A 13,571-nucleotide genomic window follows, 5' to 3' on the forward strand; every position below is an offset into this window, starting at 1 on the left:
CTACCCGGTCGGCAGGAGCCGACCGCGGGCCGAGCGGTGTCGACCGACACGCCCCCGCTGCCTGACGACACCACGCGGAGCGGCGGCGACATCACGGTCAACGGCCGGATCACTCCACTCGGGGATGTCACGCCACACACCACGGCGCTGGAATGGCTGCGTGGACGAGGCCTCACCGGCTGCAAGGAGGGTTGCGGAGAGGGTGAGTGCGGCGCTTGCGCGGTGCTCGTCGCCCGACCCGGCTTTGATTCGCCCACCGAATGGGTGGCGGTCAACGCATGCCTGTTGCCGGTCGCCGCCCTGGATGCCCAGGAGATCCGCACTGCCGAGGGGCTGGGCAGCCCCGACCGCCTGCACCCGGTCCAGCACGAGATGGCCGTCCGCGGTGGATCGCAGTGTGGCTACTGCACACCCGGCTTCGTCTGCAGCATGGCTGCCGAGTACTACCGGGCCGGAAGACGGGCGTCCCCGGACGGCGACGTGACCGGACACGACAAGGGGCCCAACGGCTTCGACCTGGACGCCCTCAGCGGCAACCTGTGCCGCTGCACCGGATACCGGCCGATTCGCGACGCCGCGTTCGCACTCGGTCCACCGGTGCCCGACGACCAGCTTGTGCAACGCCAGCAGGCGCCCACGGCGCCGCCCCGGCCCGTTCGGCTGCGGCACGGGGGCCGGGAGTTCGTCCGGCCGGCCTCGCTGCCCGACGCCCTGCGACGGCTTCGCGAGCAGCCCACTGCCACCGTGGTGGCCGGCTCCACCGATTGGGGTGTGCAGGTGAACCTGCAGGGCGCCCGGGCCGAGTCGGTCCTCGCGATCGACCGCCTCGCGGAGCTGCGGAAGCTGATGATCACGCCGGAGAGCATCGAGGTCGGTGCCGGACTGACCCTCAGCGAGATCGAGCGCCGCCTCGCGGGCCGGGTGCCGCTGCTCGCCCACATGTTCCCCCTCTTCGCCTCCAGGCTCATCCGCAACAGAGCCACCATTGGCGGCAACCTGGGCACCGGATCCCCGGTGGGCGACACCGCGCCGGTGTTGCTCGCGCTTGCCGCCGAGGTCATCCTGGTCAGCGTCGACGGCGAACGCAGGGTGCCGCTGGCGGACTACTTCACCGGGTATCGGCGCAGCGTTCGTCGCTCCGACGAGCTGATCCGGGCAGTGCGGATCCCACGCCCGCTCGCCGGCCTCGTCGCCTTCCACAAGATTGCGAAGCGGCGGTTCGACGACGTCACCAGCGTCGCCGTCGGCTTCGCCCTCGACGTCGTCGGTGGAACGGTCACCCGCGCACGCATCGGCCTGGGTGGGGTGGCGGCCACACCGATCCGGGCCCGGGCGACCGAGGCGGCGCTGGAGGGCAACCCCTGGTCCGCAGCCACCGTCGCTGCCGCCGCTCGGTCTTTGCGCCGCGAGGGCACACCGCAGGACGACCACCGGTCCAGCGCCGAGTATCGAGCCGCGATGCTCGGCCAGAGCCTACTCAAGCTCTACGCCGAGAACCCGGCCCCGTACGAGATCACCGCAGTCCCCGGCGGACGGATCGCCGCGGCCACCGAGCACCAGGCCGAGAGGAGGCCACGGAATGAGCGCGCTGTCTGAGAGGCCGGAGAGTCCCGCGGTGGGTGCAGCGGTCCCGCACGAGAGTGCGCGGCTGCACGTCACCGGTGCGGCACAGTTCACCGACGACCTGATCCCTCGTACCAAGGATGTGCTGCACGCCCACCCGGTACAGGTGCCCCAGGCGCACGCCCGGGTCACCGCGCTGCGAGTCGCCCCGGCGCTCCGCGTGCCAGGTGTCGTCCGGGTGCTCACGGCCGCCGATGTGCCCGGAGTGAACGACGCCGGGATCAAGCAGGACGAGCCATTGTTCCCCGAGGAAGTCATGTTCTTCGGCCACGCCGTCTGTTGGGTGCTCGCCGAGACGTACGAGGCGGCACGTGTGGGCGCGGCCGCCGTGGAGGTCGAGACGGAGCCGTTGCCCTCCTACGTGACCGTGCGGGAGGCGATCGCCGCCGACAGTTTCCAGGGCGCCATGCCGCAACTGGTGCGGGGCGACGTCGAGACCGGTCTGGCCGACGCCGTGCACGTCTTCGGTGGGGAACTCGAAATCGCCGGGCAGGAGCACTTCTACCTGGAGACGCACAGCTCGCTGGCCCACGTCGACGAAGCCGGGCAGGTCTTCGTGCAGAGCAGTACCCAGCACCCCTCGGAGACCCAGGAGATAGTCGCCCACGTGCTGGGCCGGGCCAGCAACGAGGTGACCGTCCAGTGCCTGCGCATGGGCGGCGGCTTCGGCGGCAAGGAGATGCAGCCACACGGCCTCGCTGCCATCGCCGCGCTGGGCGCGACGTGCACCGGCCGCCCGGTACGGGTGCGCCTGACCCGCGCCCAGGACCTGACCATGTCGGGCAAGAGGCACGGGTTTCTCGTCGAGTGGCGGGTCGGGTTCGATGCGGCGGGCCGGCTGCTCGCGCTCGAAGCGACCCTGACCTCGGACGGCGGCTGGAGCCTCGACCTGTCCGAGCCGGTGCTGGCCCGCGCGCTGTGCCACGTTGACAACGCGTACTGGTTGCCACATGTACGACTCAACGGCCGCATCGTGCGCACCCACAAGACATCCAGCACTGCCTTCCGGGGCTTCGGGGGCCCGCAGGGGATGCTGGTCATCGAGGACATCCTCGGCCGCTGCGCCCCACTGCTCGGCATCGACCCGATGGAACTGCGCCGACGCAACTTCTACCGCCGCGGGCAGACCACGCCGTACGGCCAGTTGGTCCGGCACCCGGAACGGCTGGACAGGCTCTGGCGTCAGGTCGTCGACACCGGTGACATTGCCGCCCGGCAGCGGGAGGTCGCGGCCTTCAACGCCGCACATCCGCATGCCAAACGTGGCCTGGCCGTCACGCCGGTCAAGTTCGGCATCTCGTTCAACCTCACCGCGTTCAACCAGGCCGGCGCACTCGTGCACGTGTACCGGGACGGGTCGGTGCTGATCAACCATGGCGGCACCGAGATGGGTCAGGGCCTGCACACCAAGATGCTGCAGGTAGCAGCAACCGAGCTGGGCATTCCACTGGGCCGGGTGCGGCTGGCGCCCACACGTACCGACAAGGTGCCCAACACCTCGGCGACCGCAGCGAGCTGCGGTGCCGACCTCAACGGTGGCGCGGTCAGGCAGGCCTGCGAACAGCTTCGCGAGCGGCTGACCCGGGTGGCCGCCACCATGCTGGGGCTGAACGCCGCCGACATCAGCATCGTCGACGGTGTGGCGCGGGGTACCGGGGCCCCTACCGGCGTCGAGTGGAACGATCTGGTGCGGACCGCGTACTTCCAGCGGGTGCAACTGTTCGCGGCGGGTTTCTACCGCACCGAGGGGCTGTACTGGGACTCAGCGGCGATGCAGGGCTCGCCGTTCAAGTACTTCGCGTACGGGGTGGCCGCCGCCGAGGTCGAAGTCGACGGGTTCACGGGCACGTACCGAACGCGACGGGTGGACATCGTGCACGACGTCGGGGACAGCCTGTCACCGCTCATCGACATCGGACAGATCGAGGGCGGGTTCGTACAGGGCGCGGGCTGGTTGACCCTGGAGGACCTCCGTTGGAACACCGGCACGGGAGCCGCGCGCGGCCAGCTGGCCACGCGAGGGGCCAGCTCGTACAAGCTGCCCAGCTTCTCGGAGATGCCGGAGGTCTTCAATGTGACGATGTTGGCCGACGCGGCCGAGGAGGGGGCGGTCTACGGCGCCAAGGCGGTGGGCGAGCCGCCGCTGATGCTCGCCTTCTCCGTGCGCGAGGCCCTGCGCCAGGCGGCGGCCGCGTTCGGGCCCGCCGGCATCAGCATCGACCTCGCCTCGCCGGCCACCCCCGAGGTGGTCTTCTGGGCGATCGAGCGGGCCCGGGCGTGCGGCGGGCACGGCCCCACGGCGGACGCGGACCTCGCTCCGGGTGGGGCGGCGAACGCCGGGCACCCGACGCCGGAGCGGGCCCTGCGGACGGTGAGTCATGTCTGAGGGAACCTGGCTGGCAGCGGTGGCGCACCTGCGCAGCGTCCGTGAGCCCGGTGTACTCGTCACGCTCGTGACGGTCCGCGGCCATGCCCCTCGCGCGGCCGGCGCGAAGCTCGTGGTGAGCGAAACGCAGACGTGGGGCTCGATCGGCGGCGGCAAGCTGGAAGCGGTCGCGATCGACCGGGCCCGTACGCTGCTGGCCGCAGGCGGCCCGACGCCCGAGCTGTTCACGCTCGCGCTGTCCGACAAAGCGCCCTACGAGCACGGGGTGCAGTGCTGCGGAGGGACCGTCACGGTGTTGCTCGAATCGCTACCCGTGGCGCCGGTGGTGGCTGTCTTCGGCGTAGGGCACGTGGGCCTGGAGCTGGCTCGTGTCCTGGCTCGGCATGATATCGACCTACATCTCATCGACACCCGCCCGGAGCAGCTCACCGAGGACCGGTTGGCGGTCTTCTCCGATGCGGTGGCCCGGGTGCACGTCCACCGGGTGGCAGTGCTGCCGGAGACCGTGCTCGGCGAGCTGCCCACAGGCACCTACGCGTTGATCATGACGCACGACCATGCGGAGGACCTCTCCCTCTGCGACGCGATGCTGCGCGGCGGTGAATTCGGCACCATCGGCCTCATCGGTTCGGCGGGCAAGTGGGCCCGGTTCCGCACCGAACTCGCCGCACAGGGCCACGACGCCACGGCCATCGCCCGCATCACCACGCCCATCGGGCTCGCCGACATCCACGGCAAGGAGCCCGCGACGATCGCCGTCAGCGTCGCCGCCGATCTCCTGGGCAGGATGGAACATCACCAGGCGATGGCCGACGACCGCGCTCCCTCGGCGGCCCGGCCATGACCCTCTACCGCGCTCAGGTCGTCGACACTCCCGACGACCCGTTCCGCGGCGGCGCGCTCCGCTGTGACGGCGATGCGGGGCTGCTCGTCGAGGACGGGCGGATCGTCGAGCGGGATGCCTTTGCCACGCTGCGCTCCCGACACCCGGAGGCACAGCTGGTCGAGCTCTCCGATGGAGTCCTGCTACCCGGCCTGGTGGACGCCCATGTGCACTTCCCGCAGGTCCGCGTCATCGGTGCGCTCGGGATGCCGTTGCTGGAATGGTTGGAACGCTGCGCGCTGCCCGAGGAGGCACGGATCGCCGAGATCGACTACGCGCGCGTGGTAGCCGGCGAGTTCGTCTCGGCCCTCACCTCGGCAGGCACGACCACCGCTCTGGTTTTCGGCTCGCACTTCGCGCCGGCGGTGGACGCACTGTTCCAGGCGGCCGCGGGGCACGGCCTACGGATCACCAGCGGCCTGGTCGTCGGTGACCGGATGCTGCGGCCGGAGCTGCACACGTCCGCAGAGCGCAGTTACGACGAAGGCCGCGAGCTGGCACGGCGCTGGCACGGCGTCGGACGCAGTCGGTACGCGGTGACCCCCCGGTTCGCGTTGTCGTGCAGCGACGAACTGCTCGCGTCATGCGGGGAGTTGCACCGGGATGTGGTGGGCAGCTGGTTCACGTCGCACCTGAACGAGAACCTCGACGAGGTCGCCACGGTCCGGCGACTGTCCGGCACCACCAACTACCTGGACTGCTACGACCGGCACGGACTGGTCGGCCGACAGAGCGTCTTCGCACACAACGTGCATTCGACTGACACCGAGCTGACCCGGCTGGCCGAGGCCCAGGCCAGCGTGGCGCACTGCCCGACGAGCAACGCGGCGCTGGGCAGCGGCATGTTCCCGCTCAACCGCCACCTCGCCCACGGCGTCCTTGTGGCACTCGGCTGCGACGTGGGTGCGGGCACCGGCTTCTCGCTTCTCAAAGAAGGGCTGCAGACGTACCTCCTGCAACGTTTGCGCGGCGCGGACGGCGTGCCACTCACTGCTGCCCATCTGTTGCACATGGCCACGGCGGCGGGGGCACAGGCCCTGGGCCTGCGGGACCAAATCGGCGACCTGAGCGCCGGCAGGCGGTTCGACGCGATCTGGATACGACCCCGTCCGGGCACGGTCCTGGAGATTGGCATACGCCACTCGAACGGACCAGAGGATGCACTTGCGAAGGTATTTGCGCTGGCCACGGCGGACGACCTGGGGCAGGTGTGGATAGACGGAGCACCGGTCAGGGCCAAAGCCATCGACGCTCGCACCCTACGCCCTCGCCCCGTCGGCAACCTGACCATTTTTGCGGCGAACAAGGCAGCCCAGCGCACCGACAGCGACGAGCGGACGCGTCATCGCAGTCGAGCCGGCACCGACGGTGGCGTGAGCCGATGACGACCTGGAGTCTGGATCGGTTAAACACCGCGCCCGAAGACGAGCGCCTCCGGTCGGCCCTACGCCGGTGCTGCTCGGCAGAGGCATGGGTGACCGAGGTCATCGTCGGGCGGCCCTACGCCAATGAGGACGAGCTCTGTGCGGCCTCCGACGCCGGCACCGCCATGCTCGACGAGGCCGGCTTTGCCGAGGCGTTGGCCGGTCACCCACAGATCGGCAAGCCAACGAGCGGCAGCGGTGGACAGTGGTCGCGGCGAGAGCAGGCAGGAGTCGGCACCGCGGACGAGGAGCTGCTGACGAGTCTCGGCCAGGCCAACGCGGCCTACGAAGAGCGCTTCGGGCACCTGTACCTGGTTTACGCGAACGGACGATCAGCGGCGGAGCTGCTCGCCATCTGCCGCTCCCGGTTAGCGAACGACCCGGCGACCGAGCGCCGGGTAGCGCTCACAGACCTGGCCGCGATCAACCGCCTCCGGCTGGGCAAACTCCTGCGATCGGAGGGCTGATGAGTCTCTCGACTCACGTATTGGACATCACCACCGGCCTCCCCGCGCCGGAACTCGCGGTCGTCGTCGAGCGCTGTCATGGCGACGCGTGGCAGCACCTCGCCCGGGCTTGTACCGACGCCGACGGGCGCGTCCGCGAGCTGTACGCACCCCAAGCGGGCGTACACCGACTCCGGTTCGACACTGGGCGGTACTTCGTCGATCGCGGCGTCCATACCTTCTACCCCGAGATCGTGGTCACCTTCCAGGTCGTCAACAAAGGGGCGCACCATCACGTACCACTGCTGCTCGGGCCGTTCGGCTACTCGACCTACCGGGGGAGCTGATGGGCGCGGATGGTCGTCATGAACGACACCTACAACTCAGGAGGTTCCGTGGGCTTCACGACTACTCCGGTGCGATCGTTCTGGCTGACATGGCCAGCAGGAATAATTGCTGCGATCAGCTGGGCCCTCGGCCACTTCACACGAGTTGCGACCTTTGATCTCGCGTTCGTCGCGGGTCTGTCGTGGATGCTCGGCGTGCTCCTAAGCGACGGCGCAAGTCGCTACCTCGTCGCGGGCGACGAGCGTCCTCGCGGCGACACCGACCGTCAGCCGGAGACCGAGCAGTCACCCTGAGCGATCTGGCAGCGCCTGCGGCGGCCGCCCAACAAGTGCCTGTGGGTGGCACCAAGTAGCACGTTGCTCGGCGTGACGCAGCGGACGGCACCCGCACGACCTCGTGAAGCTGTACGCCCGCGAACAGCGGGTCTTGCCGCCTCGATGAGGTAGCTGTGCTCCTCGAGGGCTTCGGGTCGTGGCGCGTAGGCGAGATGGGCGAGATGGGCGAGACCAGCGATGGTGGCCATGTCGGCAGAGGCAACCCAGGCGCCGGCGTTGTGGTCCTGGTCGGCGGCCGCAAATAGTGCGATCGGGATCCAGTGGCAGTGATCGGGATCTTGGCTGGTCTTGGCGAGCGCGGCGAGAAACCCAGGCAGAACGGCAACGCGCCGAGCAACGCCACCAAGCGCCAGCCGAAGAAGAACCCCGCATACCCGCTCGCCTCAACGAGGATCAGATCATCGCCATTGTCGAGGAGCTCGGAGACCTCGTGGACGCCCTGCGGGACGCCGAGCCGGAACACAAGCTGGAGGTCTACCGCAGCCTCGGGTTGCACCTGACCTACGACCCGGAATCACAAACGGTGCGGGCAAATGTCGATCTTGCCACGCACCGTTGGGATTCGGTTCGTGTCCGAGGGGCAACACGAACCGTTACCCCACCGCCGATGACGCTCAGCACAACTCTGAAGCTCGCGCCCCCGCTGCTCAACGAGCGGCCGGTGCCTGACGGCACCGGCCGCTTTTTCACGCCCGCCGGAGCAACCGGCACCGACCAACCCGAGGGACATCTCCCTTGACAACCAACCCATCTGCCACGACAGCGAGTCACCACCCTGGGTCTGATCGGCAGAGTCGACACGCCTGGCAGGGTCCTCGTCGCCGGTCGTGCGGGCGTCGAGGACCCTGCGCTCAGCTTCCCTCTACCGGTGGTGGCTGGCCGGCGGTGGCGGCGACGAGCAGGGACAGCTCCCGGACCAGGTCGTCCATGGACTGGCCGCTGCCCGCGCGGACCAGCCCGAGGGCCAGGTCGGCGAGCAGGTAGAACCCGAGGGTGCAGGCCTGCTCGCCGGGGAACGCGGCGAGCAGCTCCTCGGCGCCGGCGAGGTCACCGCGGTGCTTCGCAGCGATGACCCCGGCGGCGCGTTGGAGGAGTTCCGCCGCGGCGGGGGTGGTCTGATCCACCAGGTCAGATCTTCGGGCTCGTGGCGCGGGCGGCGTCGAAGCGGGCGATCACGTCGGACCAGTTGACCAGGTTCCACAGCCGGTCGACGTAGTCGGGGCGGACGTTGCGGTACTGCAGGTAGTAGGCGTGTTCCCAGGCGTCGAAGACCAGCAGCGGCGTGGTGCCCTGGCCGACGTTGCCGTGGTGGTCGTAGACCTGCTCGACGATCAGTCGCCGCCCGAGCGGTTCCCAGGCGAGGACGCCCCAGCCGGAGCCCTGCACGCCCTTGGTGGCCGCGGAGAGTTGGCCGGCGAACGCGTCGAAGGAGCCGAAGTGCTCGTCGATCGCGGCGGCGAGTTCGCCGTCGGGGCGGTCGCCGCCGTCCGGGGACAGGTTGCCCCAGAAGATCGAGTGGAGCACGTGGCCGGAGAGGTTGAACGCGAATGTCTTCTCCAGGCCGACCAGCGTGCCGAAGTCGCCCTTCTCGCGGGCCTCGGCGAGCTTCTCCAGGCCGTCGTTGGCGCCCTTGACGTACGCGGCGTGGTGCTTGCTGTGGTGCAGTTCCAGGATCTCGCCGGACATGGCCGGTTCCAGCGCGCCGTAGTCGTAGGGCATGTCGGGCAGGGTGTAGAGCGCCATCAGGGATCCCTTTCGGTGATGCTGCCGTAGTTTTGTTGTTGCCAGTATCTTGCAACAAGGTGCCGGTTGTCGTGAGGAGCGGGGATTGATCACATCGCCTGTCGACCGGGTGAGCGCCGTGCTGGATCGGCTCCGCCGTGCCGGTCTCCGCACGACACTCGCGCGTCGCGGCGTCGTCGACGCGCTTGGCGAGGCCGCTGAGGAGCGCCGGCATCTCAGCGCCACGGAGGTGCATCTCCGGCTCACCGGCCGGGGACTGGTGGTGGAGCTGTCCACCGTGCACCGCGTACTCACCCACCTGGTGGACCTCGGCGTGGCCCACGTCGTGCCGGTGGGTGGCGCGGCGACGTTCGGGTTGGCCGACCTGCCGCACCATCACGCGGTGTGTCAGGGCTGCGGCGGCATGCGCCAGCTGACCGCCTCGGCGGTGGCGGGAACGGTCACGGCCGCCCGTGCGGTCGGCGTCGAGGTGGATCCGGACGGGGGTAACGGCGGGGTGGTCGTGTACGGGCGGTGCGCGCCGTGCCGCAGCAGGACCACCTGACCGCGCTGGCCGGTCGCACGGCCGCGCCCCTCCCCCGCAGGCACCGGACGGATCTCACCGACCGCGGTGAGCTGACGGCGCTGGCGGTGTGCCTGGCCAACACGCGGTGGGACGACACCACGCAGATGTGCGCCGCGGTGACCCGGTGGCCGGGCCTGGGCGATGGGCTCACGTCGACCGGCCTCGCGGTGTTGGGGGCGGCGGGCCGGCAGCTTCGCGCGGTCTTCGTCGACGCCGCCGCGGGCCGGGACCGGGAGGCTGTCGGCCGGCTCAACCGGCTGCTCACCCGGCACCGGCTGCGGCCGGTCATCTCCGGCACCGGCCCGTCGGATCGCCATCTGCACGTCGCCGCGGTGGGCAGCGACCCGGCGGTGGAGTATGTGGCGGCGGCGGTGTGGGCGCTCGCGGTGTTCCTCTGCGAGCAGGGCGTCGACCGGTTCAAGGTGTGCGCCGAGCCGGGGTGTGGCGCGGTGTTCCTGGACGGGAGCACGAACCGGCGTCGCCGGTTCTGCTCGCCGCGCTGCGCGACCCGCACGCACGTGCGGGCGCATCGCGCGCGGCGGCGTGTCACCTGACGGCGGTCAGATGATCGCGGTGAGCGCGGTGAGGATCTCCTCGGCGGTGCGACCCGAGGCTCCGCCTTGCGCCAGGCGGGCGGTGCCGCCGCCGCGCCCGTCGAGGGTGGCCTTGACCAGGTGTACGGCGCCGAGCGGGTCCGGCGTCGCCGCGGTGGTGGCAACGACCAGTCGGGTGTTGCGTGACGCGGACGCGGACGCGGCGACCGCGACCACGCCGGGCTGGTCCTGGGGTAGCGCGGCGCGGATCAGCTCGGCGAGCTGCCGTGGGTCCTCGCCGTCGGCGGCGACGACGGCGACGTGGCGGGTGCCGTTGATGCGTACCGCGTCGGCGGCGAGGCGTCGGGCGCGCTGCGCGGTGAGTTCGCGGGTGAGCTGGTCGGCGCGGCGTTCTGCGGTCTTGGCGCGGCCGAGCAGCGCGCCGATGCGTTCGGGTAGGTCCTCGCGCGGTGCCTGCAGCTGCGCGGCGAGCTGGGTGACGAGGTCCCGTTCCCGGGTGAGGTAGCGCAGCCCGTCGAGGCCGACGACCGCCTCGACGCGGCGGTGACCGGCGCCGACGGACGACTCGCCGGTCAGCGCGAGCAGGCCGATCTGGCTGGAGTGGGTCACGTGGGTGCCGCCGCACAGCTCACGGGACCAGGCGCCGCCGATCTCGACGACCCGGACCTGCTCGTCGTAGGTCTCCCCGAACAGGGCCAGGGCACCGAGGTCCCGGGCCCGGGTCAGCGGCATGACCTGCGCGGTGACCGGCAGGTCGTCGCGCAGCGCCTGGTTCGCGACGTCCTCGACCTCGCTGCGCGTGGCCGGGGAAAGGCCGCCGGGCCAGGCGAAGTCCAGCCGCAGGTAGCCGGGCCGGTTGTAGGAGCCGGACTGCAACGCGGTCGGGCCGAGGACCTGCCGCAGCGCGGCGTGCAGCACGTGGGTGCCGGAGTGCGCCTGTCGGGCACCGAGGCGCCAGCTCGCGTCGACGCGCGCGGTGAGGCGGGCGCCGACCGTCAGGTGCCCGGCGGTGACGCGGACCTGGTGGGCGACGAGTCCCTTGACCGGGCGCTGCACGTCGATCACCTCGCCCGCGCCGTCGGGGCCGGTGAGGTGCCCGGCGTCGGCCGCCTGTCCGCCGGACTCGGCGTAGAACGGGGTGACGTCGAGCACCACGGTGACGATCTGCCCCTCGGTCGCGGCGGGCACCGGTTCGCCGTCGGTCAGGATCGCCACGATCGTCGATTCGGTCGTCAGGTCGGTGTAGGCGCGCCAGTGCGTCGGGCCCGTCGTGTCGACGATCCGCCGGTAGGCCGACAGGTCGGTGTGCCCGGTCTTGCGGGCCTGCGCGTCGGCCTTGGCCCGGCTGCGCTGGTCGGCCATCAGCCGGCGGAAGCCGTCCGCGTCGACCTGCAGGCCCTGCTCGGCGGCGATCTCCAGGGTCAGGTCGATCGGGAAGCCGTACGTGTCGTGCAGCTGGAACGCCTTGTCACCCGACAACGCCGGCTGCCCCGCCGACTTCGTCTCGGCGATCGCGGTGTCCAGGATCGTGGTGCCGGCGCGCAGCGTGGCGAGGAACGCGTCCTCCTCGGCGTACGCGTACTGGGAGATCCGGCCGAACTCCTCGGCCAGCTCCGGGTACGACGGGGCCATGCAGTCCCGCGCCACCGGCAGCAGCTCCGGCAGGGCCCGGTCCTGGTAACCCAGCAGCCGCACCGACCGGATCGCCCGGCGCATGATCCGCCGCAGCACGTAGCCACGGCCCTCGTTCGACGGGGTCACGCCGTCGCCGATCAGCATCAGCGCGGTGCGCACGTGGTCGGCGACCACCCGCAGCCGCACGTCGTCCGGGTGCGACTGGTTGGCCGCGTGACCCGAGTGCACGCCGTAGCGCTTGCCGGTCAGCTCAGCCGCCCGGTCCAGGATCGGCTTGACCTCGTCGATCTCGTAGAGGTTGTCCACGCCCTGCAGCAGCGAGGCCATCCGCTCCAGGCCCATGCCGGTGTCGATGTTGCGCGCCGGCAGGTCGCCGAGGATCGGGAAGTCCTCCTTGCCGACGCCCGGGCCGCGCTCGAACTGCATGAAGACGAGGTTCCAGAACTCCAGGTAGCGGTCCTCGTCGACCTCCGGACCGCCCTCCCGGCCGTACTCCGGGCCGCGGTCGTAGTAGAGCTCCGAGCACGGGCCGCACGGGCCGGGGATGCCCATCGACCAGAAGTTGTCGGCCTTGCCCCGGCGCACGATCCGCTCGGTGGGCACGCCGGTGGCCCGCCAGATGTCGTACGCCTCGTCGTCGTCCAGGTAGACCGTCGCCCAGATCCGCTCCGGGTCCAGCCCGAAGCCGCCCGCCTCGACCGACGTGGTGGCCAGGTCCCAGGCGAGCGGGATCGCCCCGTCCTTGAAGTAGTCACCGAAGGAGAAGTTGCCGTTCATCTGGAAGAACGTGCCGTGCCGGCTGGTCTTGCCGACCTCGTCGATGTCCGGCGTCCGGATGCACTTCTGCACGCTCGTCGCCCGCGCGTACGGCGGGCTCTGCTGTCCCAGGAAGTAGGGCACGAACTGCACCATGCCCGCGTTGATGAACAACAGGTTCGGGTCGCTGATGGCGGGCAGCGGAGCGGACGGCACCACGGCGTGCCCGTTCGCCTCGAAGTGGGCGAGGAACCGCCGCTTGATCTCCGCCGTCCGCATACCACCCATCCCTTACTGCAACTGTTTGGCAATTGCATAGTATGGGCAACTGTGCAGACCTCGACCGGCACCCCACGACCCATCACCCGATACGGCACCCCGGTGCTGCACCGCCGCTGCGCCGAGGTGACCGTCTTCGACGACGCCCTCACGCAGCTCGTCGCGGACATGTTCGCCAGCATGTACGCCGCGCACGGCGTCGGCCTGGCCGCCAACCAGATCGGCGTCGACGCCCGGATCTTCGTCCTCGACTGCCCCGACGCCACCGGCGCCCACACCGTCGCCCACGTGATCAACCCGGTCCTGCACCTGCCCGAGCAGCGGGATCTCGTCACCGACAGCGAGGGCTGCCTGTCCGTGCCCGGCCAGTACGCCGAGGTCACCCGCCCGGCCACCGCCGCCGTTTCCGGCCTTGACCTGCACGGCCGGCCGGTGCGCATCGACAGCACCGGCACCCTCGCCCGCTGCCTGCAACACGAGGTCGACCACCTCGACGGCCTCGCCTACGTCGACCGGCTGCCCGCCCGCACCCGCAAACGCCTCCTTGCCGCCGCGGCCGAACACCCCGGCGTCGGCGTCGGACAGGACTGAGCG

The 13,571-nt window shown here is 70.6% G+C and carries 14 protein-coding genes; 11 read left to right on the forward strand and 3 right to left on the reverse strand.

Going from position 1 to position 13,571, the window contains the following annotated elements; genetic code table 11:
* Positions 1-36: 36 nt before the first annotated feature.
* The 8 genes from ACN27B_RS29645 (at position 37) to ACN27B_RS29680 (ending at position 8,184) form a co-directional block, all read left to right on the forward strand.
* The gene (locus tag ACN27B_RS29645) at positions 37-1,596 is read left to right on the forward strand and encodes a xanthine dehydrogenase small subunit (protein ID WP_422742545.1); all 1,560 of its coding nucleotides are present in this window, start codon (positions 37-39) and stop codon (positions 1,594-1,596) included.
* On the forward strand, positions 1,580-4,009 hold the full coding sequence (xdhB, locus tag ACN27B_RS29650) for a xanthine dehydrogenase molybdopterin binding subunit (protein ID WP_422742547.1): 2,430 nt from the start codon (positions 1,580-1,582) through the stop codon (positions 4,007-4,009). Before ACN27B_RS29645 ends, xdhB begins: the two co-directional genes overlap by 17 nt.
* A complete protein-coding gene (gene xdhC / locus ACN27B_RS29655) occupies positions 4,002-4,853 on the forward strand; it encodes a xanthine dehydrogenase accessory protein XdhC (protein ID WP_281593050.1) in 852 nt (283 codons plus the stop codon). The genes xdhB and xdhC overlap by 8 nt, the downstream gene beginning before the upstream one ends.
* Positions 4,850-6,277 carry a guanine deaminase gene (locus ACN27B_RS29660; RefSeq protein WP_281593051.1) on the forward strand — a complete coding sequence of 476 codons (1,428 nt, stop codon included), beginning with the start codon at positions 4,850-4,852 and terminating at the stop codon, positions 6,275-6,277. Before xdhC ends, ACN27B_RS29660 begins: the two co-directional genes overlap by 4 nt.
* On the forward strand, positions 6,274-6,783 hold the full coding sequence (gene uraD, locus ACN27B_RS29665) for a 2-oxo-4-hydroxy-4-carboxy-5-ureidoimidazoline decarboxylase (RefSeq protein WP_281593052.1): 510 nt from the start codon (positions 6,274-6,276) through the stop codon (positions 6,781-6,783). The genes ACN27B_RS29660 and uraD overlap by 4 nt, the downstream gene beginning before the upstream one ends.
* Positions 6,783-7,109 carry a hydroxyisourate hydrolase gene (uraH, locus tag ACN27B_RS29670; protein WP_281593054.1) on the forward strand — a complete coding sequence of 109 codons (327 nt, stop codon included), beginning with the start codon at positions 6,783-6,785 and terminating at the stop codon, positions 7,107-7,109. Before uraD ends, uraH begins: the two co-directional genes overlap by 1 nt.
* Before the next feature lie 18 nt (positions 7,110-7,127).
* A complete protein-coding gene (locus ACN27B_RS29675) occupies positions 7,128-7,403 on the forward strand; it encodes a hypothetical protein (protein WP_281593055.1) in 276 nt (91 codons plus the stop codon).
* 472 nt (positions 7,404-7,875) lie between these two features.
* A complete protein-coding gene (locus ACN27B_RS29680) occupies positions 7,876-8,184 on the forward strand; it encodes a hypothetical protein (protein ID WP_422742551.1) in 309 nt (102 codons plus the stop codon).
* Positions 8,185-8,296: 112 nt separating this feature from the next.
* Here the strand turns inward: ACN27B_RS29680 and ACN27B_RS29685 are convergent, their stop codons facing one another.
* Complete coding sequence (locus ACN27B_RS29685; RefSeq protein ID WP_422742553.1) at positions 8,297-8,569, reverse strand: superoxide dismutase; 273 nt, start codon at positions 8,567-8,569, stop codon at positions 8,297-8,299.
* Positions 8,570-8,573: 4 nt separating this feature from the next.
* Entirely contained in the window at positions 8,574-9,188 is a 615-nt protein-coding gene (locus ACN27B_RS29690; protein WP_422742555.1) for a superoxide dismutase, read from the reverse strand.
* 85 nt (positions 9,189-9,273) lie between these two features.
* On the opposite strand from ACN27B_RS29690, the gene ACN27B_RS29695 reads away from it, so the two are divergent.
* Both ACN27B_RS29695 and ACN27B_RS29700 read left to right on the forward strand, forming a co-directional pair.
* The gene (locus tag ACN27B_RS29695) at positions 9,274-9,732 is read left to right on the forward strand and encodes a Fur family transcriptional regulator (RefSeq protein ID WP_422742557.1); all 459 of its coding nucleotides are present in this window, start codon (positions 9,274-9,276) and stop codon (positions 9,730-9,732) included.
* Complete coding sequence (locus ACN27B_RS29700; RefSeq protein ID WP_422742559.1) at positions 9,711-10,307, forward strand: CGNR zinc finger domain-containing protein; 597 nt, start codon at positions 9,711-9,713, stop codon at positions 10,305-10,307. Before ACN27B_RS29695 ends, ACN27B_RS29700 begins: the two co-directional genes overlap by 22 nt.
* A gap of 6 nt (positions 10,308-10,313) precedes the next feature.
* Here the strand turns inward: ACN27B_RS29700 and alaS are convergent, their stop codons facing one another.
* Positions 10,314-12,977 (reverse strand): alanine--tRNA ligase, encoded by a 2,664-nt coding sequence (alaS, locus tag ACN27B_RS29705; protein WP_422742561.1) that lies wholly within the window; start codon positions 12,975-12,977, stop codon positions 10,314-10,316.
* A 51-nt stretch (positions 12,978-13,028) separates the two neighbouring features.
* Here alaS and def point away from each other — a divergent pair, with 51 nt between their 5' ends.
* A complete protein-coding gene (def, locus tag ACN27B_RS29710) occupies positions 13,029-13,568 on the forward strand; it encodes a peptide deformylase (RefSeq protein ID WP_422742563.1) in 540 nt (179 codons plus the stop codon).
* Positions 13,569-13,571 lie beyond the last annotated feature (3 nt).

The organism is Micromonospora sp. WMMD754 (assembly GCF_049315235.1).
GTDB lineage: Bacteria > Actinomycetota > Actinomycetes > Mycobacteriales > Micromonosporaceae > Micromonospora > Micromonospora sediminicola.

What these genes read in the sequence shown, in the direction of transcription:
- ACN27B_RS29660 (WP_281593051.1), top strand. Translation starts at nt 4,850, where the DNA reads ATGACCCTCTACCGCGCTCAGGTCGTCGACACTCCCGACGACCCGTTC.
- ACN27B_RS29690 (WP_422742555.1), bottom strand. Translation starts at nt 9,188, where the DNA reads ATGGCGCTCTACACCCTGCCCGACATGCCCTACGACTACGGCGCGCTG.
- uraH (WP_281593054.1), top strand. Translation starts at nt 6,783, where the DNA reads ATGAGTCTCTCGACTCACGTATTGGACATCACCACCGGCCTCCCCGCG.
- alaS (WP_422742561.1), bottom strand. Translation starts at nt 12,977, where the DNA reads ATGCGGACGGCGGAGATCAAGCGGCGGTTCCTCGCCCACTTCGAGGCG.
- uraD (WP_281593052.1), top strand. Translation starts at nt 6,274, where the DNA reads ATGACGACCTGGAGTCTGGATCGGTTAAACACCGCGCCCGAAGACGAG.
- ACN27B_RS29675 (WP_281593055.1), top strand. Translation starts at nt 7,128, where the DNA reads ATGAACGACACCTACAACTCAGGAGGTTCCGTGGGCTTCACGACTACT.
- xdhC (WP_281593050.1), top strand. Translation starts at nt 4,002, where the DNA reads ATGTCTGAGGGAACCTGGCTGGCAGCGGTGGCGCACCTGCGCAGCGTC.
- xdhB (WP_422742547.1), top strand. Translation starts at nt 1,580, where the DNA reads ATGAGCGCGCTGTCTGAGAGGCCGGAGAGTCCCGCGGTGGGTGCAGCG.